At 34.1% G+C, this 26,751-nt stretch carries 24 protein-coding genes; 4 read left to right on the top strand and 20 right to left on the bottom strand.

The window, feature by feature from the left end; all coding sequences use genetic code 11:
* Window positions 1-12: 12 nt before the first annotated feature.
* Entirely contained in the window at window positions 13-999 is a 987-nt protein-coding gene (locus tag DMA14_RS17525) for an MBL fold metallo-hydrolase (RefSeq protein ID WP_238990002.1), read from the bottom strand.
* 150 nt (window positions 1,000-1,149) lie between these two features.
* On the opposite strand from DMA14_RS17525, the gene amaB reads away from it, so the two are divergent.
* On the top strand, window positions 1,150-2,703 hold the full coding sequence (amaB, locus tag DMA14_RS17530; protein ID WP_111425887.1) for an L-piperidine-6-carboxylate dehydrogenase: 1,554 nt from the start codon (window positions 1,150-1,152) through the stop codon (window positions 2,701-2,703).
* Window positions 2,704-2,811: 108 nt separating this feature from the next.
* Window positions 2,812-3,558: a hypothetical protein gene (locus DMA14_RS17535; protein ID WP_111425888.1), complete on the top strand. Its 747-nt coding sequence runs from the start codon at window positions 2,812-2,814 to the stop codon at window positions 3,556-3,558.
* A gap of 48 nt (window positions 3,559-3,606) precedes the next feature.
* Here DMA14_RS17535 and DMA14_RS17540 read toward each other — a convergent pair whose 3' ends face one another.
* The 18 genes from DMA14_RS17540 to aspS form a co-directional block, all read right to left on the bottom strand.
* Window positions 3,607-6,465: a pectate lyase family protein gene (locus DMA14_RS17540; protein WP_111425889.1), complete on the bottom strand. Its 2,859-nt coding sequence runs from the start codon at window positions 6,463-6,465 to the stop codon at window positions 3,607-3,609.
* A gap of 478 nt (window positions 6,466-6,943) precedes the next feature.
* Window positions 6,944-7,714, bottom strand: a complete 771-nt coding sequence (locus DMA14_RS17545) for a Bax inhibitor-1/YccA family protein (RefSeq protein WP_111425890.1) — start codon at window positions 7,712-7,714, stop codon at window positions 6,944-6,946.
* Window positions 7,715-7,875: 161 nt separating this feature from the next.
* Window positions 7,876-9,267 carry an NADH-quinone oxidoreductase subunit N gene (locus tag DMA14_RS17550; protein WP_111425891.1) on the bottom strand — a complete coding sequence of 464 codons (1,392 nt, stop codon included), beginning with the start codon at window positions 9,265-9,267 and terminating at the stop codon, window positions 7,876-7,878.
* Window positions 9,268-9,333: 66 nt separating this feature from the next.
* Window positions 9,334-10,773, bottom strand: a complete 1,440-nt coding sequence (locus DMA14_RS17555) for a complex I subunit 4 family protein (protein WP_111425892.1) — start codon at window positions 10,771-10,773, stop codon at window positions 9,334-9,336.
* 10 nt (window positions 10,774-10,783) lie between these two features.
* On the bottom strand, window positions 10,784-12,667 hold the full coding sequence (nuoL, locus tag DMA14_RS17560; RefSeq protein ID WP_111425893.1) for an NADH-quinone oxidoreductase subunit L: 1,884 nt from the start codon (window positions 12,665-12,667) through the stop codon (window positions 10,784-10,786).
* Window positions 12,668-12,673: 6 nt separating this feature from the next.
* Window positions 12,674-12,994 (bottom strand): NADH-quinone oxidoreductase subunit NuoK, encoded by a 321-nt coding sequence (nuoK, locus tag DMA14_RS17565; RefSeq protein WP_008466103.1) that lies wholly within the window; start codon window positions 12,992-12,994, stop codon window positions 12,674-12,676.
* Window positions 12,994-13,533 carry an NADH-quinone oxidoreductase subunit J family protein gene (locus DMA14_RS17570; RefSeq protein ID WP_111368846.1) on the bottom strand — a complete coding sequence of 180 codons (540 nt, stop codon included), beginning with the start codon at window positions 13,531-13,533 and terminating at the stop codon, window positions 12,994-12,996. The genes nuoK and DMA14_RS17570 overlap by 1 nt, the downstream gene beginning before the upstream one ends.
* Entirely contained in the window at window positions 13,534-14,079 is a 546-nt protein-coding gene (locus DMA14_RS17575) for a NuoI/complex I 23 kDa subunit family protein (protein WP_111368848.1), read from the bottom strand.
* Between the two features lie 87 nt (window positions 14,080-14,166).
* A complete protein-coding gene (gene nuoH, locus DMA14_RS17580) occupies window positions 14,167-15,219 on the bottom strand; it encodes an NADH-quinone oxidoreductase subunit NuoH (RefSeq protein WP_111368849.1) in 1,053 nt (350 codons plus the stop codon).
* A gap of 3 nt (window positions 15,220-15,222) precedes the next feature.
* Window positions 15,223-16,254, bottom strand: a complete 1,032-nt coding sequence (locus tag DMA14_RS17585; protein WP_111368851.1) for a 2Fe-2S iron-sulfur cluster-binding protein — start codon at window positions 16,252-16,254, stop codon at window positions 15,223-15,225.
* Window positions 16,255-16,425: 171 nt separating this feature from the next.
* Window positions 16,426-17,796: an NADH-quinone oxidoreductase subunit NuoF gene (gene nuoF, locus DMA14_RS17590; protein ID WP_111425894.1), complete on the bottom strand. Its 1,371-nt coding sequence runs from the start codon at window positions 17,794-17,796 to the stop codon at window positions 16,426-16,428.
* A gap of 1 nt (window position 17,797) precedes the next feature.
* The gene (locus DMA14_RS17595; protein WP_057115709.1) at window positions 17,798-18,328 is read right to left on the bottom strand and encodes a complex I 24 kDa subunit family protein; all 531 of its coding nucleotides are present in this window, start codon (window positions 18,326-18,328) and stop codon (window positions 17,798-17,800) included.
* Between the two features lie 90 nt (window positions 18,329-18,418).
* Window positions 18,419-19,657: an NADH-quinone oxidoreductase subunit D gene (locus tag DMA14_RS17600; protein WP_111368854.1), complete on the bottom strand. Its 1,239-nt coding sequence runs from the start codon at window positions 19,655-19,657 to the stop codon at window positions 18,419-18,421.
* Window positions 19,658-19,678: 21 nt separating this feature from the next.
* The gene (locus DMA14_RS17605; protein ID WP_111425895.1) at window positions 19,679-20,200 is read right to left on the bottom strand and encodes an NADH-quinone oxidoreductase subunit C; all 522 of its coding nucleotides are present in this window, start codon (window positions 20,198-20,200) and stop codon (window positions 19,679-19,681) included.
* A 1-nt stretch (window position 20,201) separates the two neighbouring features.
* A complete protein-coding gene (locus DMA14_RS17610) occupies window positions 20,202-20,750 on the bottom strand; it encodes an NADH-quinone oxidoreductase subunit B (protein WP_111378918.1) in 549 nt (182 codons plus the stop codon).
* A gap of 156 nt (window positions 20,751-20,906) precedes the next feature.
* Window positions 20,907-21,272 (bottom strand): NADH-quinone oxidoreductase subunit A, encoded by a 366-nt coding sequence (locus DMA14_RS17615; protein ID WP_008466117.1) that lies wholly within the window; start codon window positions 21,270-21,272, stop codon window positions 20,907-20,909.
* 243 nt (window positions 21,273-21,515) lie between these two features.
* A complete protein-coding gene (locus tag DMA14_RS17620; RefSeq protein ID WP_007137066.1) occupies window positions 21,516-21,710 on the bottom strand; it encodes a cold-shock protein in 195 nt (64 codons plus the stop codon).
* Between the two features lie 306 nt (window positions 21,711-22,016).
* Entirely contained in the window at window positions 22,017-23,768 is a 1,752-nt protein-coding gene (aspS, locus tag DMA14_RS17625; protein ID WP_111425896.1) for an aspartate--tRNA ligase, read from the bottom strand.
* Between the two features lie 157 nt (window positions 23,769-23,925).
* Between aspS and DMA14_RS17630 the strand changes: the two genes are divergently transcribed.
* The gene (locus tag DMA14_RS17630; protein ID WP_111425897.1) at window positions 23,926-24,918 is read left to right on the top strand and encodes a TlpA family protein disulfide reductase; all 993 of its coding nucleotides are present in this window, start codon (window positions 23,926-23,928) and stop codon (window positions 24,916-24,918) included.
* 211 nt (window positions 24,919-25,129) lie between these two features.
* Window positions 25,130-25,477: a toxin-antitoxin system YwqK family antitoxin gene (locus tag DMA14_RS17635; RefSeq protein WP_111425898.1), complete on the top strand. Its 348-nt coding sequence runs from the start codon at window positions 25,130-25,132 to the stop codon at window positions 25,475-25,477.
* A 59-nt stretch (window positions 25,478-25,536) separates the two neighbouring features.
* Here the strand turns inward: DMA14_RS17635 and DMA14_RS17640 are convergent, their stop codons facing one another.
* Window positions 25,537-26,649, bottom strand: coding sequence for a PepSY-associated TM helix domain-containing protein (locus DMA14_RS17640; protein ID WP_111425899.1), 1,113 nt, complete (start codon window positions 26,647-26,649; stop codon window positions 25,537-25,539).
* Window positions 26,650-26,751: the final 102 nt, after the last annotated feature.

A 26,751-nucleotide genomic window follows, 5' to 3' on the forward strand; every position in this document is an offset into this window, starting at 1 on the left:
ACAAAAAAATGTCTATAGCTCAAGCTTTTCCCCTTGTTTAGGATAAATAATCTTCAATCCTAAATCGTTTTGAGCTTTTAACTGCTCTTTAATTTTTGTAATATTCTTTGCTGGAGGTTTCAAATGTGTGATGATAATTTTGAAGTTTTCAAGAGAACCTTTTCCTGCTAAATCTTCTAGAATATGAAGTTCTCTCATTAAATAATTTGGAGTCAAATGACCAAACAAGAATTTATCTGGCTGTTCATTTGGAAATGAAACTTCAATAAAAATTCCTTTTAATTGTTTGGCCTTAACTAATGGTGCTACAGCTGTCCATAAATCGCGAAGATTATTGCTTTTTTCTACTTCATCTGGACCTGTGTCTCCTAAATATAAGGCATAATCATTTTCATTTTTAATTAGGAAAGCGGTACTCTCAAATGGATTAACATGACTTAACGAAAATGCTTTAACAGTCATTTTGGTATTCGTCAAAGAAGTTTCTTCCCCCAAATTTAAAGTTTGAAAATGGTATTTTTTTAAAGGAAAACCTGGTCCTGCGTCTCCAAAATTAGCCCAAGTCTTATCGTTGAAATAATGGTTTTCCATCATTTCCATGCATTTATTGGTAGCATAAACTGTTTTAGAAGAATCGGCTGGAGAGTTTATAATTAAACCAGAAACATGATCTAAATGAGCGTGTGAAATCAAATATCCTTTGATGTATTTTCGTAAAACTTCGCTTGTAGAAACTTTAAAAGTTTTCTTTTCTATTGCTTTTTCTATTCCAGCATTTACAGTTCCAGCGTCAAGGCAGATATAATCGGTTGTGCTGGATGGAGCGATTAAATAAGCTGAAAGATTTTTTTCGTCAATGCCTCCCATTACTCCCAATGGAACTACTGAAAAAGAGTTTTTTGCTTTTTGAGAAAATATATTTGTTGAGACTAAAAGAAAACAAAGCAGAAGCCTACAATAACGAGTCATATTTTTAATTTTAAGTACTGCAAATTTCATTAAATAAATTCAATATTGACGTTTCGTTTCTGTTAATACTATAAAATAAGCTTAAATTTACGTTCATTTATGAATTAACTTCAATCAAAAATTAATTCTAAAACAATATCTTTACATAAAAATATAACAATTTTAACTAAAAAAGTTACAATGACAACAATAGCATCGCAATTTGGAATGAAGGAAGCTCTTGAAAAATTGGGCATCAAGACAATAAATGAAGGAACATCAACAGGAATTAATAATTTTTCTTCTGGAGAAATTCTAGAAAGCTATTCGCCAGTTGACGGAAAATTAATTGCTTCGGTAAAAATGTCAACGAAGGAAGATTATGAAAAAGCAATTCAAACTGCTGCAGAAGCTTTTAAAACTTTTAGATTGATTCCTGCTCCACAGCGAGGTGAAATTGTACGCCAATTTGGAGAAAAATTGAGACAAAATAAAGAAGCTCTTGGAAAACTGGTTTCTTACGAAATGGGTAAATCATTGCAGGAAGGTTTTGGAGAAGTTCAGGAAATGATTGATATCTGTGATTTTGCGGTAGGTTTATCTCGTCAGCTTCACGGATTAACAATGCATTCTGAAAGACCTGGCCATCGTATGTATGAGCAGTATCATCCTTTGGGAATTGTCGGAATCATTTCGGCATTTAATTTTCCAGTTGCGGTTTGGTCTTGGAACACAGCTTTAGCTTGGATTTCTGGTGATGTCTGCGTTTGGAAGCCTTCTGAAAAAACACCTCTTTGCGGTATTGCATGCCAGAATATAATAGCTCAAGTTATTAAAGAAAATAATCTTCCTGAGGGAATTTCATGTTTAATTAATGGTGATTATAAAATAGGAGAATTGCTGTCTGCAGATACTCGTATTCCGCTTATTTCTGCAACAGGTTCAACCAGAATGGGAAAAATTGTTGCTCAAACTGTGGCAGGAAGATTAGGTAAATCGTTGTTAGAATTAGGTGGAAATAATGCTATTATTGTTACTCCAGATGCTGATATTAAAATGACAGTTATTGGTGCTGTTTTTGGAGCTGTTGGAACAGCTGGACAAAGATGTACTTCTACTAGGAGGTTGATTATTCACGAAAGTATTTATGATAAGGTAAAAGATGCATTAGTTGCGGCTTATAAACAATTACGAATCGGAAATCCGCTTGACGAAAAAAATCATGTTGGACCACTAATTGATACTCATGCTGTAGAAATGTATGCAGCAGCGTTAAATAAAGTAGTAGCCGAAGGTGGAAAAATCCTTGTTGAAGGTGGAGTATTATCTGGTGAAGGTTATGAAAGCGGCTGTTATGTAAAACCTGCAATTGCAGAAGCTGAAAATTCGTTTGAAATCGTACAGCATGAAACTTTTGCTCCAGTTTTATATTTAATTAAATATTCTGGCGAAGTAGAAAATGCGATAGAAATTCAAAATGGTGTTGCACAAGGATTATCTTCTGCAATTATGACGAATAATTTACGAGAAGCAGAAAGATTTTTATCTGCAACAGGTTCTGATTGTGGAATTGCAAACGTAAACATCGGAACTTCTGGTGCTGAAATTGGAGGCGCTTTTGGAGGTGAAAAAGAAACAGGCGGCGGACGCGAATCAGGATCTGATGCTTGGAAAATATATATGAGACGCCAAACCAATACAATTAATTATACAACAAATCTTCCGCTTGCGCAGGGAATTAAATTTGATTTGTAATTAATATTAATTTTTAATTTAGACCGCTTTTTCTATCTAATTTAGGAAAAGCGGTTTTTAATATTTTATTTTGTACGGTTTTATTTAAATTTAAACAAAATTTTTAAAATGAAAAGTAGAATTGTTTTCTTACTTATTTCTGCGATTATTATAAGCTGTAGTAAAAAGAAGGATATTAAAGAGGTATCAGAAAAAAAAGATACTTTACATCAAGCTATTCCTGAGGATACAGAGACGACAGAATATGAAGAGGCATTTATAGCTCCAGAATTTCCTAAAACAGGAAAAAATGTCGATGATTTTGTGGTAAGCCCTTATATAATAAAAATGAAAGCGGAAGGTTTTCTCAATGATGACATGCTTAAGGACATCGTAATTGTATTGCAAAATGAAAATGATAATAAAGATTCTAGAGCAGTTTTAGTTCTTTTGAAACAAAAAACAGGAGAATATAAGCTTCAGGATATTTCGTGGGAAGCTCTAGATCCCGAATATAATGAGAATGATTATCAAATGTATACATCAGAAGAGATTTATATAGAGAATAAGATGTTACATATTATGCTTCAGAGTGGTGGAGGACCACCTGGTACGAGAGAAACATTATATAAATATATAAATGATGATTTAGTTCTTATAGAGATCCATTCATTTAATGCTGGAGCAGGTTCTCATCTTTCTAGTGATTATAATCTAATAACTGGGGTTGTAGAACATGAGTTAACAAATACTCTCCATGATAGTGTGCCAAATAAGCATGAAATCAAAAAATTCCAATTGAAGCGACAGATGTTATTTGCAAAAGATAACCCAAATACTGTTCAAGAAGATTTACCAGGATCAGACAATTTTTAGATTCAAAAGGCTTCCAATTTTGGAAGCCTTTTTAAGTTAATTTAGTTTTTATTTTTTAATTAGTGTTTGGTTAAATGATCCATCGACAGTATAAATTTTGGCGAGGTAAGTGCCAGGAATTAAACTGCTAGTATCAATGCTTTGAGAATTTCCAGAATTAATAACTAGATTTCCAGATATATTATAGATAAGTACTTTTTGTACTTTTTGTTCAGGATCTGATAAGTATAAAGTGCTTGAAAGTGGATTTGGATATAAAATTATGCGTGATGACTCTGTAGTTTCTTTTGCAGTAGTTTCAGTTGCAACAGCCATTCTTAAAGTGCCTCCACCATAAACAGTGCTGATGTAGAATAAGTTAGCAACAGAACCTTTAGTTATAGTGTGAGAACCTGCAGCAATTGAAGCCGTTACAATACCTGCAGACGCTGTGTATGAAACGTTGTCTACTTTAATAGTTCCAGTGAAGCTTGAGTCAAATACTAAAGTTAAAGTAGATGCACTAGTTGTTGTATATGTTATTGATGTGCTTGATTCGATTTTTAGACGCTCAGTAAGTGTCAGTCCGTTGTAAGTTACAGAACCTGGAGTTGAATTCATATTTCCTGTAATTGAGTAGAATGTACTTGTTTTACCTGATGTAGTAAAATTATGTAATTCAGATCCGCCACCTGAACCTGTTGTAACTGTTATTGTTCCTGATGCAGATACTGGCGTTCCAGCTGTGCCTGAAGTTGTTACAGTATAAGAAACATTTGCTGTTGGAGTTCCGGTGATAGTTATGGTCTTTGCAGTTGTATTTTTTACAAAAGACAATCCAGAAGCAGGTAATCCCGTTACAGACGCATCTGTAGCATTTCCGCCCCAAGTAAATACAATCGAAGCAATAGCAGTTCCAGAAGAAACGGTTTGACTGTTATTGCCAGATGAAGTTAATGTTTGCGTTCCAGCTGGAGTTACTGTTACAGTTCCAGAACCAGTAGCTGGGGAACCACTAGTTCCAGAAGTTGCAATTGAGTACGAAACTGTTGCAGTTGGCGTACCTGAAATAGTGATAGTTTTTGCCGTTGCATTTTTTACAAAAGATAAGCCAGAAGCAGGTAATCCTGTTACAGTTGCATCAGTTGCATCTCCGCCCCATGTAAATACTATTGAAGAAATTGCTGTTCCGCTAACAACTGTTTGATTGTTGTTTGAAGCAGAAGTTAAAGTTAAAGTTTGTGTTCCAGCAGGTGGATTCCCTTCTCCTTGTACAGCGACTAATGTTCCAGTATAATTTGTAAGAGCTGTTTTTAATGCTGTAATAACTAGAGAAGAAGTATCATCTGTAGCATTATTAAACGTCCATTTCAAATCTCCTCCAGAAACACGTCCTGCATATTGAGTCGTTTTTGTTTTTGCCGCTGCAGGAGTATCGATTGTTAAATTTTTTACATACAAATTTGCATCTGTATCGAAGTTGTTATAGACATTAGCACCAGATTTAGATTTTACAGAACTACTTACCACTTCTCCTCTTGTTGCTGCAACATAAGCATCAAAATCGGTTGTAGAGCTTATTTTTCCAGAGATATTATACAACGGATTTGGATCATTGTAAGCTACGAAACGCATGTTGTTTGTTCCGTTAGAAGCATCAAAAGTATTATTGTAAGCTTTAATGCTTCCTCCAGCTTCGCCAGAAAAAGTTCCCATTGTCCCAGCATTATTCACTTGATTAGCTTCGTCCCAAATATCGGAACCTTGTAGAGAAGTTAGCATTGGATGTTTACTATTTCTATAATAATTTCCTTCTACAAAAAGTGAAGATCCCATAGTTGAACCAGCTCCATATTTAGAAACACCATCGTAATAATTGTTGTAAATATGAGCTGAGTAATAACGTACACGAGGATGACGAGAATCTGAGTGATCAAACCAATTGTGGTGATAAGTAACATACAATCCAGAAGTTGTCCCTTCGCTTAAACCTAAAAGACTTGCTTTTCCATTATCCCAAAAGTGGTTGTAAGACATCGTAATGTAAGTCGAAGTTTTATTGTCTAACGCCCCGTCACCTTTTATCTGGTCGGCATCGCTTCCTGCATTTCCGTAGAACAAGTCGCAGTTGTGAACCCAAACGTGGTCATTATCCTGTTGCATTCCTACGTTGTCGCCTGCAGTACTATCGCAGTTCATAAATCCAAGATTGCTCACTTCGATGTTTGAAGCAGATTTTAATCTAACTCCCCATCCATTTGCAACGGCATCGTCTCCAATACCTTCAATGGTAACATAACTAGAAGCATTGTTTGCATTCTCAATAACAACGTCACCACCTTCCATAACGGTCATGTCAGTGATATTCCCAATTAAACGGATTATAAACGGACGTGTATCTTTTCCTTTTTTAATCGCATAAAGAATATTTTGTAGGCCAATGCAAGGATTTGCACTAGCTCCAGTAATATTCATTGAAATAGTGTTTTTAGTGTTTTGGGTAATGTAAAGAATCACAGCATTGTCTTTTGGAGTTCCATCTGCTTTGTATCCTCCAGGAACACGGCCGCCATCAAAAGCAAATCCGTTTCTGTCTTGTGCGCTTACGGTTAGATTGCCAGTTGTAGCTCCAGTGCCTTCAACGCCATTTACTACGGGTTTAACTTTTACCGTATACGTTCCGGCTTTAAGACCTGGAATATCAGCACGAAAATAAGATCCATAACTTCTAATAAGCTGGTCATCTATTTTCTGGTCTGTAAATCCGTTTCCTGTGTAATACACATTGTAGGTTTGGGCACCACTGACTGGCTGCCATTTTACAAAAGCAGATTCCAACCAGCCAGAAGCTTCATTAATTTGGATCGTTTGGGCCCATAATTGAACTGTCATAAGAAAGACAGCCACGAAAAGTAGGTTTTTCTTCATAAGGTTTGTTTAAGATAGTTAATAAATAAGTAAGTGGTTTTTTACTTACGATTCCAAGTGGTTTAATTGTAATCGATTACACAAAATTATATATTAATTTTTAATACGATAATTTTTTTACTAAAAAAAAGAGGATACTTGAAATATTTAGCTTTTAAAATAGTAAAAATGTAATTAATTGCATTAATTGTAATTTATTGCATATTTCATATTGAGTACGGAAAGCCGTATTTTTCTCGCTTTTTTAAATTTTAAACGTTAAACAAAAAGAATAAAAAGGAGCTTTAATTTTTTTTTATTACAATAAATTACATTTTAATTTTTGTAGGAAATTAATTGTTTTTGTGTTTTAAATAAGAGATTATTCTTAAAAGATTTAGTTAGAATATTGAATTGATTTTCAAAATTTAATCTAAAGCAATAAAAAAAGCCCTTTTGATTTTACTCAAAAGGGCTTTCAATTTATAATAAGGACAAATTAGTCTTTGCTAGAAAGTTTTAATAAAAGTCTTAAGAATTCGATATACAACCAAACCAATGTAATCATTAATCCCATTGCTCCATACCATTCCATAAATTTTGGCATTTTTTCTCTTTCACCTTTTTCAATTAAATCAAAATCTAAGAAAAGGTTAAGAGCTGCTATAATGATAACAAATACACTGATACCAATACTCATCATAGAATTTCCATAATGAACAGGTGTCCAGCTTGTAAACATTGATACAACCCAAGAAATTAAATAATAAGTAGCAATTGCCAATGTTGCAGCAACAACAACAGATTTAAATTGTTCTGTAACTTTAACGATTCTAAATTTGTATAAACCAAGACAAACCAAGAAAGTAACAAGAGTTGCGCCAACTGCATTAATTACGATTCCAGGAAATTTTAATTCAAATATTGCAGAAATACCTCCTATAAATAATCCTTCAAATAGAGCATAACCCGGTGCTAAGTAAGGGGATAGCTGTGGTTTGAATGAAGAAACTAATATTAAAATGAAACCAACAATTGCTCCTCCAATTGTAGGTAGCATAGGATTCATTCCATTAAAAGCCATCCACCATGTCACCATAGCAGCACCGCATAAAATAAGAAATAAGATAGCCGTTTTGTTGATTGTTCCAGACACCGTCATTTCTTGATTGTAGTCAATAATCTGAGCTTGGTGCACCTCTGTTCTTGGTTCAGCATTTGATGAAAAACGCTTACTGTTTAAAAATGGATTTTTTGAATTAAAGTTCATATTTTAATACATTTAATTGAACTCAAATATATGGAGATTTTTTGAAGTGCAATTGTTGGAAAGAATTTTTTAACATGAATTTCTGTTCTTAATTAAGAGCATAAAAAAAATCCATCAAATATCTTTTTTGATGGATTTTGTATTTTAAGAGAAAGATTCTATTATTTCAATAAATCTAAAACCAATGAAGGAAATAAACCTAATGCAATATTTAAAACAATTGATACTACGGCTGTAGCATAAATAAGAAATGGTCTTCCTGTTCTTTCTTGGTTTGGTTCTTTAGAATACATCGCGATAATCAGTTTGAAATAATATCCAACACTAATAATAGAGTTGATTACTGCTACAATTACTAAACCAATATATCCTGCTTGAATCGTTTGATTGAATAAGAATAACTTAGCGAAGAATCCAGAGAAAATTGGAATTCCGGCCATTGATAATAATGAAGCTGTAAGAACAGCTGCCAATAGTGGGTTTGTTTTTCCTAAACCGTGGAAGTTTGTAATGTCCTCGTTATCCTGGTCTCTGCAAACATATAAAATAACACTGAAAGCTGCGATTCCAGCCAATGCATAAGCAGTAGTGTAATATAATAAAACTCCAGCCGAAGCAGAAACAGTTAGTAATGTCATTAACATGAAACCTGCATGAGAGATTCCAGAGAAAGCAAGCATACGTTTTACGTTTACTTGTCTTAATGCCATAATATTACCAACAGACATTGAAGCAATTGAAATTATAACTACGATTACTTCAAAAGTATGCAATAGGTCTTGATTATCTAATGAAGAGATGAAGTTCATACCAGCAATCAATTTGAATAAAGTTGCAATCGCTACTACTTTTGCCAATGTGCTCATTAAAGCAGTTGTTAAAGCTGGAGAACCTTCGTATACGTCTGGAGCCCAGAAATGAAAAGGTACAGCTGCAACTTTAAATAACATTCCGATAACCATTAAAATCATTCCGATTGGAAACCAAATTGGTAGTTCAGCAGAAAGTGCACTTTCGTGAATATCGCTGATATCAAAGCTTCCCATTGCACCGTAGATTAAACAGATTCCGAAAAGAATAATTCCTGATGCAAAAGATCCCATTAAGAAATATTTCATACCTGCTTCGTTACTTTTGATATTCAAACGATCACTTGCAGCAAGTACATATAAAGCAATAGATAAGATTTCAATTCCTAAAAAGAACATTGCTAAGTTTCCAAAAGAAACCATTGCTACCGCTCCAGCTAGCAAGAATACTTTAATTGCGACGTAATCTGAGATTTTTGTTGGGTGATTTTGGTAAAAATTGTGACTTAATGCTACAAGGAAAATCGTCAAAACGATAAACAATGATGAAAAAGCAGTAGAGAATTTGCTTACTGCTATCATATTGTTGTAATAACTTTGTTCTGTTCCAAATTCGCAATAATTAAGTGCCAACACGCCTAATAAACCTAAAATGGTAATAGGAACAATCGCCTTTCTTAAATTAAGAATTTCAAACAATAGGCAGAAAATACCCAATCCTGTTATAGCTATTAATGTATTCATTTTTATCTTTTTGATTTAGGATTTCAATTTTTAAGCTTAATCCTAATTTATTTTTTGTTTAAAATATTAGTTCTTATTGATAACTTGTAAAATGTTTTCCAAGCTTGGTGTAATCAAATCTGTAATTGGTTTTGGATAGAAACCAAAGAATAGTAAAACAGCAATGATTACCGCAAATGAAATTCCTTCATTAAGCGTTACATCAGCAAAAACTTTAGAATTAGTTTCACCTAACATAACATGTTGGAACATTCTTAACATATAGTAAGCTCCCAAAATAATTGTAGTTCCACCAAGAATAGCAAACCAGATATTGATTTGAGATAAACTGTATAAAACTGTAAATTCTCCAACAAAGTTAAATGTACTTGGTAAAGCAACAGAAGCTAATACTAAGATTAAAAACATTGAAGTAAATTTTGGAGATTGCGTACGGATACCACCCATTTCTGAAATTTCTCTAGTTTCATATCTTCTGAAAATTACTTCAGCAGCGAAGAACAATCCCACTACAACAAAACCGTGAGCGATCATTTGCATTACAGCACCTCTAAAACCATCAAGAGTTAAAGTGTAAGATCCTGCAGCGATTAATCCAACGTGAGCAAGAGAAGAATAAGCTAACAATTTCTTTAAATCTTTTTGTCTCAAAGCAACGATAGATCCGTAGATAACTCCTGCAATTCCTAAACCAATAAAGATATACATGTATTCTTTTGCAGCGATTGGCGCTAGTGGCAATTGCCAACGAAGTACGCTGTACAATCCCATTTTTAGCATGATACCAGATAAAAGCATTGTTCCAACAGTTGGTGCTTTTTGGTACACATTTGCTTGCCAAGTATGGAAAGGAATAATTGGAATTTTGATAGCATAAGCTAAGAAGAAAGCCAAGAAGATCCAGAATTGCTCGCAAGCAGATAAGTTTACTTTGTATAAGTCTTCGATTAAGAAAGAACCTGCTTTTGTGTATAAATAGATAAAAGCAGTTAACATGAATAACGAACCAGCAAGTGTATAAATAAAGAATTTAACCACTGCTTTTCTGCGCTCTTCAGCATCGCCATTACCCCAGATTAAAGCAATAAAGTAGATTGGAATAAGTGCTAACTCCCAGAAGATATAATATAAAAGACCATCAGCAGCTAAGAAAGTTCCTGCCATAGCAAAAGCCATAAATAAGATTAGAGCATAAAAGCCTTTTGCATTTTTATATTCATTTCCAAAAGAAGAAAATATGATTATCGGAGTTAAAGCTGCAGTTAATAAAACCATTGCAAGTCCAAGTCCGTCACCGTTTAAAGCGAAAGAAATTTTTGGCTGATTGATCCAGCTGTTGATTACGCTAATATTTTCGCCAGCGTTATAATTATTCAATAATACAATTGAACATCCTAAAGCAGCTAAACTGAAAAGTAAAGCAACTTTTGAAGCTAGTTTGTCACCAGAAAAATAAGTGGCAAATGCACCAATTAAAAGTATAATTAATATAGTAGAAACGTTCATAGTAATAATATTATTGAGCTAAAAATATATAGGAAACAATTGCACAAAGTCCTAAAACAAATACAAATAGATATAATCCTATACTTCCGGTTTGTAATTTTTTTCCTTGGAAAGCAATCTCGTTTGCTATTTTACCTAATCCGAAAACAAGAGCAGACAATCCTGTCTCGATATAATCTCTAAAGAATTTAGATAAACTATTAACTGGTGCTACAAATACAGCGTCGTAAACTTCGTCTACATAGTATTTGTTGTATAATACTTTGCTTAAACCAGTAATGTTTTCATCAGATTCAGGAACATTATCTTGTTTAAAGTATTTTATGTAAGCAATTAAAATTCCAAGTAATCCGCCTAAAACTGCAACACCCATTAAAGTATATTCAGTTGTGCCTAAATGGTGCTCTTCACCTGCCACTTTTGTGAAAAGAGGAGCAAGGTAACCATTTAACCAGCTGTTTCCAGGTAAACTAATTAATCCACCAAAAGTTGCCAAAATAGCCAAAATGATAAGCGGAATAGTAATTAATGAACCACTTTCATGTAAATGATGTTTTTGTTCTTCTGTTCCTCTAAATTCTTTGAAGAAAGTCAAGAACATTAAACGGAACATATAGAAAGCTGTCATGATTGAAGCAACAGATCCAACAACGTATAATGGAATACTGTGGTGGAATGCTGTCAATAAAATTTCATCTTTAGAAAAGAATCCTGAGAAAAATGGAACTCCTGAGATTGCTAAAGAAGAAATTAACATTGTCCAGAATGTGATTGGCATTGCTTTACGCAAACCTCCCATGTTACGCATATCTTGCTCTCCGTGTAATCCGTGAATTACAGATCCAGATCCTAAGAATAAACAAGCTTTAAAGAAAGCGTGAGTGATTACGTGGAAAACCGCTACTTCATAAGCTCCAAATCCTAATGCTAAAAACATTAAACCTAATTGAGAAACTGTAGAGTAAGCCAATACTTTTTTGATATCGTTTTGAACCAATCCGATTGTAGCTGCAACTAATGAAGTGATAGCTCCAATAATTGCAATTACAGTTTGAACATCTGTTGCAAGGTCAAAAACAAAGTTTAATCTTGTTACCATGAAGATACCAGCAGTTACCATCGTAGCTGCGTGGATTAACGCAGAAACTGGAGTTGGACCGGCCATCGCATCAGGTAACCAAGTATATAACGGAATTTGAGCAGATTTACCACAAGCTCCAATAAACAAGCATAAAGCAGCTAAAGAAAGTAATGGTAAATTTAAGTTTGAAGCTCCAGCAATTGCCGTTTTCAAAGTTGCATAATCTAATGTTGAGAACATCGATCCAATGATGAACATTCCGATTAATAAACCTAAATCTCCAATTCTGTTCATGATGAAAGCTTTTTTTGCAGCATCATTGTAATCTTGGTTTTTATGCCAGAATCCAATTAATAGGTAAGAACAAAGTCCAACACCTTCCCATCCTATGAAAAGAACTAATAAGTTGCCTCCAATTACAAGTGTAATCATGAAGAATACGAATAGATTTAAATAAGCAAAGAATTTATGCATATTCTCATCATCGTGCATGTAACTGATAGAGTATAAGTGAATCAAAGATCCGATTCCAGTTACGAAAAGTAACCAAAGAACAGATAATTGATCTAATAAAAATCCAAGATTGATTTTTAAGTTGCTAATTTGAATCCAATCAAATAAAGTAACTTCAATTCCTTTTCCAGTTGAAGTTATTTGATTAAAAAGTAAAAGAGAAACTACAAAAGAAATTGCTACGGCAATAGTTCCGATTGCACCAGAAACTGTTTTTCCTAAGCTTTTTCCAAAAAAGACATTTACTAGAAAACCTAGTAAAGGAGTTAAAACTAAAATTAAAGCTAAATTGGTATCCATTTCTGATTATCCTTTTAAATTTTTTAAATTATCGATACTGATTGATCCGATATTTCTAAAGATAGAAACTAAAATGGCCAATCCTACCGCAACTTCGGCTGCAGCAACCGCCATCGAGAAGAACACAAAAACTTGTCCTTGTGCATCTTGATGATAAGTTGAAAAAGCAACAAATAAAAGGTTTACCGCATTCAACATAATTTCGATAGACATGAAAACGATAATAGCATTTCGTCTGTACAATACACCAAAAATACCAATACAGAAAAGTACAACACTCAAAAAGATGTAGTTTTCAATACCTATTTGATTTAATATATTACCCATTATTTATTTAATTTTTCTTTTTTAGACAATAGAACCGTTCCAATCATAGCAACCAAAAGTAAGATCGAAGCAAATTCGAACGGAACCATATATTCGTCCAATAAGATTTTACCTAAAACTTTAATTGATTGGAAATCTTCTCCAGTAGAATCATACTCACCTACAATTGGTTTCGAGTTGATAAAGATTGTAATCAAAACAATCAATATTAAACAGAAAGAAACAATAGCACCTAAACGTGTAATTCTAGGACGGTGAACTTCTCGCTGTTCGTTCAGGTTCATCAACATGATGGTAAACAGGAACAGAATCATAATAGCTCCGGAGTAGACTATTATATGAACAACAGCTAAGAACTGAGAATTTAATAGCAAATAATGACCAGCAATAGAAAAGAAACAAATTACCAAGTAGATGGCACTATGAATCGGGTTTCTGCTGAAAATAGTCAAGAAAGCAGTAATAACGGTAATGAACGCTAAAAAGCAAAAGATAACTTGAATAGTTGTTGCGTGTGCAAAATCAGGAATATGTATCATTTAGTTAGCGTTTTTAAGTTGAGCGTTTTTCATAGCCATTTCTAAAGGCATCACTAATTTATCTTTCCCGAAAATGAAATCTTCTCTATTGTAATTAGCAGGAACCAATACTTTAGATTCTGTTAAGTAAATAGCGTCTTTTGGACAAGCCTCTTCACATAAACCACAGAAAATACAACGAAGCATGTTGATTTCGTAGATTTCAGCGTATTTCTCTTCTCTATATAAATGTTTTTCATCAGGCTTACGTTCTGCAGCTTTCATAGTGATTGCTTCTGCAGGGCATGATAAAGCACATAATCCGCAAGCAGTACAGTTTTCACGGCCTTGTTCGTCGCGTTTCAGCATGTGCTGACCACGGTAAACTGGACTCATTTCACGAACCTGTTCTGGGTAATGAATGGTAACTTTTTTTCTGAAAAGGTGTTTTACAGTAATAACCAGACCTTTTACAATCGCCACAAGATACAATCGCTCAACAAAAGACATGTCCTTATTTGACACCACCTTTTTTCTACCCGATAATGATATAGTTTCTATTGACATTTTTACTATTATAGTTTATGATTTACAATTTGAAAAGAATCAAATTTAAAATCTATTTTGTTTTTTATTTGAAGCTTATTACGGTTCTTAGAAGCCTAAAGCTGCTGCAATATCGTGTCTTAAAATAACAACACCTGTAATCATGATATTAATAATCGAAAGCGGAATTAAAATTCTCCATCCTAAGTTCATTAATTGGTCATATCTAAATCTTGGAATTGTCCAACGTACCCACATGTAGAAGAAAATGAAGAAACATATTTTTATAAATAATGCTCCAATTCCTAATAGGTTAGCTGTATTTACACCAACATTTTCTACCATCCATTGCATTCCTGGATAGTTGTATCCACCAAAGAATAAAACAGAAATAATAGTAGAGGAGATAAACATACTTGCATATTCAGCAAATAAATAGAATCCCATTTTCATTGACGAGTATTCTGTATGGTAACCTCCAATTAATTCGTTTTCACATTCTGCTAAATCGAAAGGAGTTCTGTTTGTTTCTGCAAATGAACAGATTAAGAAAATCAAGAATGATAATGGCTGATAAAATACATTCCAGTTCATTCCTTGTTGCTGTAATGAGATTTCTTTTAAACTCATTGTTCCAGTCATCATCAATAATGCAATTATTGATAATCCCATTGCAACTTCGTAAGAAACCATTTGAGAAGCTGCACGGATAGCTCCCATCAAAGAGAATTTATTGTTAGAAGCCCAACCACCAATCATGATGCCGTAAACTCCAACAGAAAGAACTCCAAAAATGTATAAAATAGCAATATTAACATCTGTAGCCTGAAGAATAATGTCTCGTCCAAAAAGGTGTAAACGATCTCCCCACGGAATTACAGCACTAGTCATTAAAGCTGTACTCATTGCAATTGCCGGTCCTACAACGAATAAAAATTTATTTGGCGTGTTTGGGAAAAATTCTTCTTTAGAGAATAATTTCATACCATCTGCAAGCGGCTGTAATAAACCTCCCCATCCAGCACGGTTTGGTCCAACACGGTCTTGCAGGAAAGCAGCAACTTTACGTTCTGCCCAAGTAGAATACATCGCCATGATCATTGTTACCGCAAAAACGACAACAATTACAACACTCTTTTCTATAATAAATGCACTTTCCATTTCTTAAACTTTTTTATCATTATCAGTTAATGGAATCGCTGCCATACTAATTTTTTTACGGTCAATATCTCTACCTAAAAGGATATTTTTCTCAGTATCGATTTCAACTTTCTCTAATTTCTGAGTGTAGTTGTTTTGGTTGATTACAGAATCTTTTTCAAATTCTCTTGGCCCTTCAATAACCCAGTCATCAACATTTTTATGATCAAAACGACAGCTGTTGCAGATAAACTCTTCCACTTCATGGTACTCGTCTTTACGACCAGTTACACGCTGAATTTCTCCACCAAACATCCAAACTGTAGTTTTACCGCAACATCCAGGAGTTGTACATTCTCTGTGTGCGTTATAAGGTTTATTAAACCAAACTCTTGATTTAAAACGGAAAGTTTTATCTGTTAAAGCTCCAACTGGGCAAACGTCAATCATGTTTCCAGAGAATTCATTGTCGATCGCTTTAGAAATTCCAGTTGAAATATTAGCGTGGTCACCACGATCTAATACTCCGTGAACTCTGTTGTCTGTTAATTGATCTGCAACTTGCACACATCTTTGGCATAAAATACAACGGTTCATGTGAAGTTGAATATTTGGACCAATATCTTCTGGTTCAAATGTTCTTTTTTCTTCGATGTAACGTGATTTCGGATTTCCGTGCTCAAAACTTAAATTTTGTAAATCACATTCACCAGCTTGATCACAAATAGGGCAATCTAATGGGTGATTGATTAATAAAAATTCTGTTACAGATTTACGGGCTTCAGTTACTCTTGCAGACGATTTACTGTTTACTTCCATACCATCCATACATCCTGTTACACAAGATGCCATTAATTTTGGCATTGGTCGTGGGTCAGCTTCACTTCCTTTAGAAACTTCAACTAAACAACAACGACATTTACCGCCGCTGCCTTTTAATTTTGAGTAATAGCACATGGCAGGCGGAACTAAATCTCCACCAATCATACGTGCAGCCTGCAGGATCGTTGTTCCTGGTTCTACGTCTATACTTTGACCGTCTATGGTTACTTTCATCTCTTAATTTTGTTTTTTTAGTTTCAGGTTTCATGTTTCAGGTTTTAACCTAAAACTAAAAAAACTTGAAACTTGAAACTATTTTAAACTTTTTTGTTGAAAGTCGGAATATTCAAAAGAGTTGCTGTCCTTTTTAATATTTTTAACTTTATAACTTTCTGCTATATATTCTTATACGATTGCTTTACCGCCAACTAAATGCTTAACTTGTGAGAAAGGCTCGGCAACAAAGTGATCTCTATTTTTAATTTTTTCTGGAAAACGAACGTGATATTCGAATTCATCTCTAAAGTGACGAATTGCAGCTGCTACTGGCCAAGAAGCTGCGTCTCCTAGAGGACAGATTGTGTTTCCTTCAATTTTACTTTGAATGCTCCACAATAATTCGATATCTTCTTCACGGCCTTGACCGTTTTCAATTCTCCATAAGATTTTTTCCAACCATCCTGTTCCTTCACGGCATGGTGTACATTGTCCGCAAGATTCATGGTGGTAAAAACGAGCAAAGTTCCAAGTGTTTCTTACGACACAAGCAGTATCGTTGTAAACAATAAATCCTCCAGAACCTAACATAGATCCGGTAGCAAAACCACCATCACTTAAAGATTCGTAAGTCATTAATCTGTCTTCGCCATTTGCTGTTTTGAAAATCAAGTCAGCAGGTAAGATTGGCACAGAAGAACCTCCTGGTACAAATGCTTTTAATGGACGATCAGAAGACATTCCTCCTAAATATTCATCAGAATTCATGAATTCGTCAACACTTAAGCCTAATTCAATTTCGTAAACACCAGGATTTTTGATATGTCCTGAAGCAGAAATTAATTTAGTTCCAGTAGAACGTCCAATTCCAATTTTAGCATAATCATCACCAGAATTGTTTACAATCCAAGGAACAGTAGCAATTGTTTCAACATTGTTTACCACAGTTGGATTTGCCCAAAGACCAGAAACCGCTGGGAAAGGTGGTTTAATACGAGGGTTTCCTCTTTTACCTTCCAATGATTCGATTAATGCTGTTTCTTCTCCACAGATATAAGCTCCAGCTCCACAGTGAACGTGAAGTTCTAGATCATAACCTGATCCTAATATGTTTTTTCCTAACCATCCGGCAGCTTTTGCTTCGGCGATTGCTCTTTCTAAGATTTTGAAAACCCACATATATTCTCCACGAATGTAGATATAAGATAGGTTAGCGCCTAAAGCGTAGCTAGAAGTAATCATTCCTTCGATCAATAAGTGAGGAATATATTCCATCAAGAATCGATCTTTGAATGTTCCAGGCTCAGATTCGTCGGCATTACAAACTAAGTGTCTTGGTCTTCCTGATTTTTTATCAATAAAGCTCCATTTCATTCCAGCAGGGAAACCTGCACCACCACGACCACGTAATCCTGATTTTTTTACTTCCTCAGTTACTTCGTCTGGAGTTAATGTTTTTAAAGCTTTTTCTACTGAGGCATAACCACCATTTTGGCGATACACTTCGTAGGTTTTAATTCCAGGAATATTGATTTTATCTAATAATATTTTTTGTGACATCTTATTTATCGTGTAATATTATTTTATCATCTCTACAATCAGCAATAATCTGATCGATTTTTTCTTCTGTTAGTTTTTCTTTGTAGAAATCTCCCAATTGCATCATTGGAGCGTATCCGCAAGCACCTAAACATTCTACACCAGCAATGGTAAACATTCCGTCTGGAGTTGTTTCTCCCATTTTAATGCCTAATTTTTCAGAAGTATAATCCATCAAATCTTCGGCACCTCTTAAACAACAGCAAGAAGTTTGGCAGAATTCAAACATATACTTACCAATTGGCTTCTGGTTGAACATTGTATAGAAAGTTACCACTTCATAAACCTCAATTGGTTTTATCTGAAGAATTTCGGCAACTTTATCTTGCAATTCAATACTAAGCCAGTTGTTATGTGCATCCTGAACTTCGTGCAAAACAGGCAATAAAGCCGATTTTTGTTTGCCCTCAGGATAATGACTAATCAATTCATTGATGCGGTTCATCAATGCCTCGGTCATATTTATTTCTTGTTTGTAATGTTTTCTTTCCATTTTATTCTTGTTTTGCCACAAAGGCGCAAAGGCACAAATTTTTTAATCTAAATTCTTCCCGATTGCCATCGGAACTAAAATCTAAATTTTTTAGGCGTCTAATTCTCCTGCAATTACGTTCAAACTTGAAAGGATGATAATTGCATCAGAAAGCATGGCACCTTTAATCATTTCTGGGAATGCTTGATAATAAATAAAGCAAGGTCTTCTGAAATGTAATCTATATGGAGTTCTACTTCCGTCTGTTACTAAATAAAAACCAAGTTCTCCATTTCCTCCTTCTACAGGGTGATAGATTTCTGCAACTGGTACAGGAACTTCTCCCATTACGATCTTAAAGTGATAAATTAAAGATTCCATAGAAGTGTAAACATCTTCTTTTGGAGGAAGGTAGTAATCTGGAACTTCAGCATGATATTCGTTTCCTGGAGGCATTTTTTCTAATGCCTGACGAATAATGCTTAAACTTTCCCAAACTTCAGCATTACGAACACAGAAACGATCGTAAGTATCTCCTGATTTTCCAACAGGAACAATAAAATCGAAATCTTCGTAAGATGAGTAAGGTTGTGCTACACGTACGTCGTAGTCAACCCCTGCAGCACGTAAGTTTGGACCTGTAAATCCGTAAGCCATTGCTTTTTCAGCAGTGATTCCACCTACATTTACAGTTCTATCAAGGAAAATTCTATTTCTTTCGAATAAGTTTTGGAATTCTTGCCAAACTGGTGGGAATTCTTCTAGGAATTTATCTAGTTTTTTGAAAACTTCTGGAGACCAGTCTCTTTCAAAACCACCGATTCTTCCCATATTTGTAGTCAAACGAGCTCCACAAATTTCTTCGTAGATTTCGTAGATTTTTTCTCTAAATTGAAATACGTATAAGAAACCAGTATACGCACCAGTATCTACACCTAAAATCCCGTTACAGATAATGTGATCTGTAATACGAGCCAGCTCCATAACGATAACTCTTAAATATTGTGCTCTTTTTGGAACTTCAATACCTAATAGTTTTTCTACAGTCATCCACCATCCCATATTATTAATAGGAGATGAACAATAGTTCATACGGTCTGTAAGAGGTGTAATTTGGTAAAAAGGACGATTTTCTGCAATTTTTTCAAATGCTCTGTGGATGTAACCAATAGTTGGCTCAGCCTCAAGAATTTTTTCACCATCCATCAATAAGATATTTTGAAAAATACCGTGTGTTGCAGGGTGAGTTGGACCTAAATTCAGTACAGAAAGTTCGCTTCCGTCGTCGTTTAGTCTCTCCTTAATTATTTTAGCATAACGATGCTCTGGTGGTAATAATAGTTCTGACATTTTATAATGTTGAATTATTTTTTAGCAATTTGATGTTGTTCTTCCGAAGAATCTATCATCCTTATCTGTTCTTCCGCTGTCTTCCATTGGGAATTCTTTTCTCATTGGGTGAGACTGCATTTCGTCCATATTTAAAATACGTTTCAATTGAGGATGTCCTATAAAGTCAATCCCGTAGAAATCGAAAGTTTCTCTTTCCATCCAGTTAGAAGACAAGAAAATATTTGAAACTGTTTTGATTTCTGGTTTTTCGCCGTTTAAGAAAACTTTGATTTTTAATCTTTTGTTTTCGTACCAGTTATGTAAATGGTAAACAACTGCAAACTGACGTTCTGTTTCGTTATCTGGATAATGAATTCCGCATAAATCAGTTAAGAAATGAAAACGTAATTCTGGATCGTTTTTTAGGAATAGAATCAGGGGCGTGATTTTATCAGCCGAAGCTTCTAAAGAAAAAATATCTCTTTCTTGCTGAAAGTTAAAAACATCATTATTAAATGTTTCTACAAGTTTGTCTTGAATTTGGGTATTTTCTAAGGCCATCTTATGAGATATTATATGAAGCTAATAATTCTTGGTATTCTGGAGAGCTTCTTCTTCTTACAGATTCACTTTTAACTAAGTCTTGTAGTCTCATAACTCCATCAACAATTTGTTCTGGTCTTGGTGGGCATCCTGGCACATAAACGTCAACAGGAATTACTTTATCAATTCCTTGAAGAACAGAGTAAGTATCAAAAACCCCTCCTGAAGAAGCGCATGCCCCAACAGCTATTACCCAGCGAGGTTCAGACATTTGTTCGTAAACTTGTCTCAAAATAGGAGCCATTTTTTTAGAAATAGTTCCCATTACTAATAACATATCGGCTTGTCTAGGCGAGAAACTCACACGCTCAGAACCAAATCGAGCTAAGTCATAGTGAGATGCCATTGTTGCCATGAATTCGATACCACAGCATGAAGTCGCGAAAGGAAGCGGCCATAATGAGTTGGCTCTTGCTAAACCAACAACATCACTAAGTTTTGTAGCGAAGAAACCTTCACCAGTAACTCCTTCTGGGGGCGCAACCATATTTACTTTTGAATCGCTCATTTTATTTTAGATTGTAGATTTCAGATTTTAGATTTTTGATCTTGGAACCGAAATCAATATTTTAAAATTCAATATTGTGTTTTGAGAAATTATTTTTCAAATCTAAAATTCTAAATCAAGTAATCTAAAATCCGAAATCTGAAATCTAAAATCATATTATTCCCACTCTAATGCTTTCTTTTTGATGATATAAAAGAAACCAACCAAAAGCAAAGACATGAAAACTAACATTTTTAACATTCCTTCAATTCCTAAGTCTTTGAAGTTTACTGCCCATGGATAAAGGAAAATAACCTCTACATCGAACAATACAAACAAAATGGCAACTAAGAAGTATTTTACAGAAAAAGGAATACGGGCGTTACCAACAGATTCGATACCGCATTCGAAGTTTTGATCTTTAACTTCAGAGGATCTTTTTGGTCCTAATTTCCCAGAAATGATGATTGTTCCTACCACAAAACCAACAGCTAGAATAAACTGCATTAAAATAGGAATGTAACTGTATTGATCTGATTGCATAAACTTAGATTTTATACTTAAAAAATGAGCCACAAAGATAACTTGGAAGTCTGTAAAACACAAGTTAAAAAAGGATTTAAGTAGGGTGCAAAACCGTGTTTATGTCTAATTTTTATTCATTATAAATAACATTGCGTTATTTTAATATTTTTTTAAGAAATGGGTAAAAAAAAACGTCCCGAATACTTCGGGACGTCTTCTGAGACCATTCAGAGGCAAAAAAAATAAATTGCTATATTTTTCTTAGATTACTGCTACTTTAGCAGCAACTTTCCCTTTTCTTCCTTCTTCTTCTTCATAGCTTACACGGTCACCTTCGCGTAATTCTTCCGCGTTAATTCCTGAAGCGTGAACGAAGATGTCCTTTCCTGTTTCTTCGTCTGTAATGAATCCATAACCTTTAGATTCATTGAAAAATTTTACTGTACCTGTACGCATTTGTAATGTAATAATAATTTATAATAAACAAATGTAATATATAAAATCATACAAAAGACATATACGTGTTAATTTTTTGTAAAAATTATTGATTTACAGTGTTTTTACGCGGTTTATTGCATCAATTTGTTTATAAAATACCATAATTTGCGAATCATTAATTGTAGGAATATGAAAATATAGCAATTGTAAGAATATGATAATTCAAAAAAATATCTCCTAAGATTTTTCTTAACATTTGTGTAAAACAAAAAAGCAGCTGAAATTTCAGCTGCTTTTTTGTTTTTTATGATTAATTTACTGCAATTAAGCAATATCAACTTTAATTTTAAGTTCTTTTAATTGTGCATCATCAATTGCGGCAGGAGCATCAATCATAACATCGCGTCCTGAATTATTTTTCGGGAAAGCAATAAAATCTCTAATAGTTTCCTGACCTCCTAAAATTGCAACTAATCTATCCAAACCAAAAGCTAATCCTCCGTGAGGTGGTGCTCCAAATTGGAAAGCATCCATTAAGAAACCGAATTGGGCTTTTGCTTCTTCTTCAGTAAATCCTAAATATTTGAACATTAATTGTTGTGTCGCTTTATCGTGAATACGAATAGATCCACCTCCAATTTCGTTTCCGTTCAAAACCATATCGTATGCGTTTGCGCGAACTTTTCCTGGTTCAGTTTCCAATAACGCCATGTCTTCTGGTTTTGGAGAAGTAAAAGGGTGGTGCATTGCATGATAACGTCCACTTTCTTCGTCAAGTTCCAGTAATGGAAAATCAACAACCCAAAGTGGTGCAAATTCTTCTGGATTTCGCAACCCTAAACGAGTAGCCAATTCCATACGTAAAGCAGAAAGTTGTGCGCGTGTTTTGTTTGCTGGGCCAGAAAGAACGAAAATCATATCTCCAGGATTTGCTTCTGTCGCTTTTGCCCAATTTGCCAAATCATCATTATCGTAGAATTTATCTACAGATGATTTGAAAGTTCCATCTTCGTTACATTTTACGTAAACCATTCCAGATGCGCCAACTTGTGGACGTTTCACCCAGTCAATTAATCCGTCGATTTCTTTACGGGTATAATTTCCTGCTCCAGGAACTGCAATTCCCACAACTAATTCAGCTGCATTGAATACAGGGAATTCTTTATGTTGTGCAAATTCGTTTAATTCTCCAAACTTCATTCCGAAACGAATGTCCGGTTTGTCGTTTCCGTATGTTTTCATAGCATAGTCGTAGGTAATTCTTGGGAATTTATCTACTTCAATGCCTTTAATTTCTTTTAATAAATGTCTTGTCAAACCTTCAAAGATATTCAAGATATCTTCTTGTTCAACAAATGCCATTTCACAGTCAATTTGTGTAAACTCTGGCTGACGGTCTGCACGTAAATCTTCGTCACGGAAACATTTCACGATTTGGAAATATTTATCCATTCCACCTACCATCAATAATTGTTTAAAAGTCTGTGGAGATTGTGGCAATGCATAAAACTGTCCTTCATTCATACGGCTTGGTACCACGAAATCTCTTGCTCCTTCTGGAGTTGACTTGATTAAGTAAGGTGTTTCAACTTCGCAGAAATCTAAATCAGAAAGATATTTACGAACTTCCATCGCTACTTTATGGCGGAATAATAAACTGTTTTTTACAGGATTTCTTCTGATATCTAAATAACGATATTTCATTCTGATGTCTTCTCCACCGTCAGTTTCGTCTTCAATTGTAAATGGAGGAGTAATTGCTGAGTTTAAAATCGTTAATTCAGAAACTAAAATTTCGATCTCACCCGTTGGAATATTTTTGTTTTTAGCTTCACGCTCAATAACAGTTCCTTTTACTTGAATTACAAATTCTCTTCCAAGAGTTTTAGCCAATTCAAAAACAGTTTTATCGGTACGACTTTCGTCGAAAATAAGTTGTGTAATTCCGTAACGGTCGCGTAGATCGACCCAATTCATAAATCCTTTATCACGTGATTTTTGAACCCAGCCCGCAAGTGTAACTTCGGTATTAATATTTGAAGCGTTTAATTCGCCACAATTATGACTTCTATACATAATCAAAATTTTAGACTGCAAAAGTAAATACAAAATTCAAGATAATATAGTAAAGTGATAAGTTGATTCATAATAATTTCAAATAAATTGTTAATTGTGAAAATCCGAAGCTTTAATTTCTTTAGTTTTGATTATCTAAAAACTAATCATAATACCTATGAAAAAACTTTTTGTTGCAGGTTTAGTGCTTTTTAATGCTTTAAATGTCATTGGTCAAAGCAAAAATTCAGTAAAGTTTACAGCTAAAATCGCCAATAGAAATAGCGATACTTTGGTTATTAAAGGAAGAGATAATTTCAGACAAGTAATTCCAATTGATAAAAAAGAGATTTTTTCTGCAACTTTTGATGCTCCTCAGGGATTTTATGTTTTTTCTGACGGGACAGAGTCTTCTAATCTATATCTAAAACCAAATTCTGAAGTTAATCTAACATTAGATGCAAAAGAATTTGATGAAACTATTGTATACAAAGGAAAAGGTGTTGATGAAAGTAATTTTATGGCGCAACAATCTTTAAGAAATGAAAAACTTGAAGAAGCTTTTTCTAAAGAACCAGCGGAGTTTGCTAAAATATTGGAAGCTAAAGAAAAAGCAGACAATGAAAGTTTGAATAAAGGAACTTTTGATCCGCAATTTGTAGCTGCAATGCAAAGTAGTTTTAAAAATTTTCATGAATTTTCACTTAGAGATTATGAAAGCGCCTATAAGGCAAGTAAAATGGTGGGGAAAGCTTCTCCAGGTTTTGACTATGAAAATTTTAAAGGGGGAAAAACGAAACTTTCTGATTTAAAAGGAAAATATGTTTACATTGATCTTTGGGCAACATGGTGTGCACCTTGTAGAGCCGAGATTCCATATCTACAAAAGATTGAAGAAAAATATCACGGAAAAAATATTGAATTCGTGAGTATTTCTATTGATAGAGCAAAAGACAATGAAAAATGGAAAAAGTTTGTAACTGATAAAAAGTTAGGAGGCGTTCAATTATTTGCCGATAAAGATTGGGAATCTGAGTTTGTTGTGAATTATGGTGTCACCGGAATTCCTCGATTTATTTTAATAGATCCACAAGGCAATATTTTAAAATCTGATGCATCAAGACCATCTGATCCTGAACTTGATAAACAGCTTAGTGCATTATTGAACTAATTTTTTTACGAAATTTACAACGTTATCGTAAAATTTAAATATTTCTAAAATACCAGTAAAACCAGTGCCTGAGCGCTGGTTTTTTCTTTTTCGGGAAATTTCCAATGTTAAGTTTTTATTCAATGTTACCAAATTGTTAAGTAAAAGTTTTTTTAATGTAAACTATTGACTATATTTGATAAAGATTTCTTAACATTAAATACCTAAAGATATGAAAAAGAGTGTAATTTTAGCTGCAATATTGTTCTCTGGAATTGTAGTTGCACAAGAAGGAAAGCCTGAATTAGAAGCTGCTGGAAACAAGGTAAAAGCAACGTATTACTATGAAAATGGTAAAGTGCAGCAAGAAGGCTTTTTTAAAGACGGTAAATTAGACGGTGTTTGGGTATCTTATGACGAAAAAGGAAATAAAAAAACCGTTGGAGAATACGCAGACGGAGTTAAAACAGGAAAATGGATTTACTTTAATGAAAACAGTTTAAGCGAAGTTGCTTATGTAGACAATAAAGTAAGCTCAGTTAAAAGTTTACAGAAAAATGCATTAGCAAACAGAAATTAATCATAATTTCAAAAATCACTTATAAAAAGACCGCCTCGTTAAAAACGGGACGGTTTTTTTTATGCTTTTACTTTTTTAGATTTTCTGTTTCTTCCAAACCAAATTATAAATCCGGTTACAGGTAGAGCAGCGGCAATTAAACTCACAGTAAAAGCTATTATTTTTCCGGGAAGATCTAAAACTTGTCCTGTGTGTATTCCGTAATTCATTTCGACAACTTGTAGTCCTAAACTTTTTTTATCAAAAGTTTGGCTTTGGAGTAATTTTCCGCTTGACGGATGAAAATAATAGTTGCTCTGCTGATCATAACGTAATGTATGCGGGTAAGCTCCTGTACTGACAATATCACCTTTTTTCTGCGGAATCATTATAAAAAACATTTCTGCTTTTTGTTGCAATTTTTGAGTTTGAACAAATGCTTTGTCAATTGCTGCAACGGAATTTATTTTGAATGCGGTGGTATCAATTACAGGTGTTTTTGTTTCGGCAGTTTTGTCTCCGCCCAAATTGAAAGATTTATAAATTCCGTCACCAACCCATTCGTAGGTAAAAGTAAGTCCGGTTATGGCAAGAATTAAAGCTATTATAGAAATATAAAACCCGGTTGTATTATGCCAGTCGTAATTGACGCGTCGCCATTTTGCTGACCATTTTATAGTGAAACTTCTCTTGATGTCACTTTTTCGTTTGGGCCACCATTGTATGATTCCCGAAATAAGCAATAAAATAAAAATGATGGTCGCTCCGCCAATAATATGCTTTCCGATATAATCGGGTAGAAGCAGATATAGGTGAATGTATTCTACAATAATGAAAAAGTCAGTTTCTGGATTTTCAGATTTCAGATATTCTCCTGTATACGGATTAAAATACAAATAGAGATTTCCTTTATCTGAATAGGTGTAAACAATTGCCGATCTATCTTTTCCATAATAAGCGATCATGGTGGCTTTGTTTGCAGGAACGGCTTCTTTTGCTTTTTCCTGCAGTTGAGATGGTGAAAGAAAAGGTTTGTTTTGAGGTTCAACCAAACGCCATTCTTTTCTTGTGATGTCTTTTATTTCATCATGAAAACAGAAAATGCAACCCGTAATACAGACTATAAAAACAATGAGCCCAGAAATTAATCCGAGCCATTTATGAATAAAACGTATTTTGGTTTTGAATCCCATTTTTTGATTAAAAGCGTAAAAGTATGCTCAAAATCTATATAGGGCAAATATTTCGAAAGTATTTTGTTTGTAAGGGTAGTGTTAGTCAAAAAAAATCTCGCA

This window comes from Flavobacterium sharifuzzamanii, from assembly GCF_003254585.1.
GTDB lineage: Bacteria > Bacteroidota > Bacteroidia > Flavobacteriales > Flavobacteriaceae > Flavobacterium > Flavobacterium sharifuzzamanii.

Excerpts from the sequence above, each read along its gene's own strand:
- DMA14_RS17620 (WP_007137066.1), bottom strand. The coding sequence starts at position 21,710 with ATGCGTACAGGTACAGTAAAATTTTTCAATGAATCTAAAGGTTATGGA.
- DMA14_RS17525 (WP_238990002.1), bottom strand. The coding sequence starts at position 999 with ATGAAATTTGCAGTACTTAAAATTAAAAATATGACTCGTTATTGTAGG.
- DMA14_RS17630 (WP_111425897.1), top strand. The coding sequence starts at position 23,926 with ATGAAAAAACTTTTTGTTGCAGGTTTAGTGCTTTTTAATGCTTTAAAT.
- nuoH (WP_111368849.1), bottom strand. The coding sequence starts at position 15,219 with ATGGAAAGTGCATTTATTATAGAAAAGAGTGTTGTAATTGTTGTCGTT.
- DMA14_RS17610 (WP_111378918.1), bottom strand. The coding sequence starts at position 20,750 with ATGAGCGATTCAAAAGTAAATATGGTTGCGCCCCCAGAAGGAGTTACT.
- DMA14_RS17555 (WP_111425892.1), bottom strand. The coding sequence starts at position 10,773 with ATGAACGTTTCTACTATATTAATTATACTTTTAATTGGTGCATTTGCC.
- DMA14_RS17600 (WP_111368854.1), bottom strand. The coding sequence starts at position 19,657 with ATGTCAGAACTATTATTACCACCAGAGCATCGTTATGCTAAAATAATT.
- DMA14_RS17540 (WP_111425889.1), bottom strand. The coding sequence starts at position 6,465 with ATGAAGAAAAACCTACTTTTCGTGGCTGTCTTTCTTATGACAGTTCAA.
- DMA14_RS17605 (WP_111425895.1), bottom strand. The coding sequence starts at position 20,200 with ATGGCCTTAGAAAATACCCAAATTCAAGACAAACTTGTAGAAACATTT.
- DMA14_RS17585 (WP_111368851.1), bottom strand. The coding sequence starts at position 16,254 with ATGAAAGTAACCATAGACGGTCAAAGTATAGACGTAGAACCAGGAACA.
- DMA14_RS17535 (WP_111425888.1), top strand. The coding sequence starts at position 2,812 with ATGAAAAGTAGAATTGTTTTCTTACTTATTTCTGCGATTATTATAAGC.
- DMA14_RS17545 (WP_111425890.1), bottom strand. The coding sequence starts at position 7,714 with ATGAACTTTAATTCAAAAAATCCATTTTTAAACAGTAAGCGTTTTTCA.
- DMA14_RS17615 (WP_008466117.1), bottom strand. The coding sequence starts at position 21,272 with ATGCAATCAGATCAATACAGTTACATTCCTATTTTAATGCAGTTTATT.
- nuoF (WP_111425894.1), bottom strand. The coding sequence starts at position 17,796 with ATGTCACAAAAAATATTATTAGATAAAATCAATATTCCTGGAATTAAA.
- DMA14_RS17640 (WP_111425899.1), bottom strand. The coding sequence starts at position 26,649 with ATGGGATTCAAAACCAAAATACGTTTTATTCATAAATGGCTCGGATTA.
- amaB (WP_111425887.1), top strand. The coding sequence starts at position 1,150 with ATGACAACAATAGCATCGCAATTTGGAATGAAGGAAGCTCTTGAAAAA.
- DMA14_RS17550 (WP_111425891.1), bottom strand. The coding sequence starts at position 9,267 with ATGAATACATTAATAGCTATAACAGGATTGGGTATTTTCTGCCTATTG.
- DMA14_RS17575 (WP_111368848.1), bottom strand. The coding sequence starts at position 14,079 with ATGTCAATAGAAACTATATCATTATCGGGTAGAAAAAAGGTGGTGTCA.
- nuoK (WP_008466103.1), bottom strand. The coding sequence starts at position 12,994 with ATGGGTAATATATTAAATCAAATAGGTATTGAAAACTACATCTTTTTG.
- aspS (WP_111425896.1), bottom strand. The coding sequence starts at position 23,768 with ATGTATAGAAGTCATAATTGTGGCGAATTAAACGCTTCAAATATTAAT.
- DMA14_RS17595 (WP_057115709.1), bottom strand. The coding sequence starts at position 18,328 with ATGGAAAGAAAACATTACAAACAAGAAATAAATATGACCGAGGCATTG.
- DMA14_RS17635 (WP_111425898.1), top strand. The coding sequence starts at position 25,130 with ATGAAAAAGAGTGTAATTTTAGCTGCAATATTGTTCTCTGGAATTGTA.
- DMA14_RS17570 (WP_111368846.1), bottom strand. The coding sequence starts at position 13,533 with ATGATACATATTCCTGATTTTGCACACGCAACAACTATTCAAGTTATC.
- nuoL (WP_111425893.1), bottom strand. The coding sequence starts at position 12,667 with ATGGATACCAATTTAGCTTTAATTTTAGTTTTAACTCCTTTACTAGGT.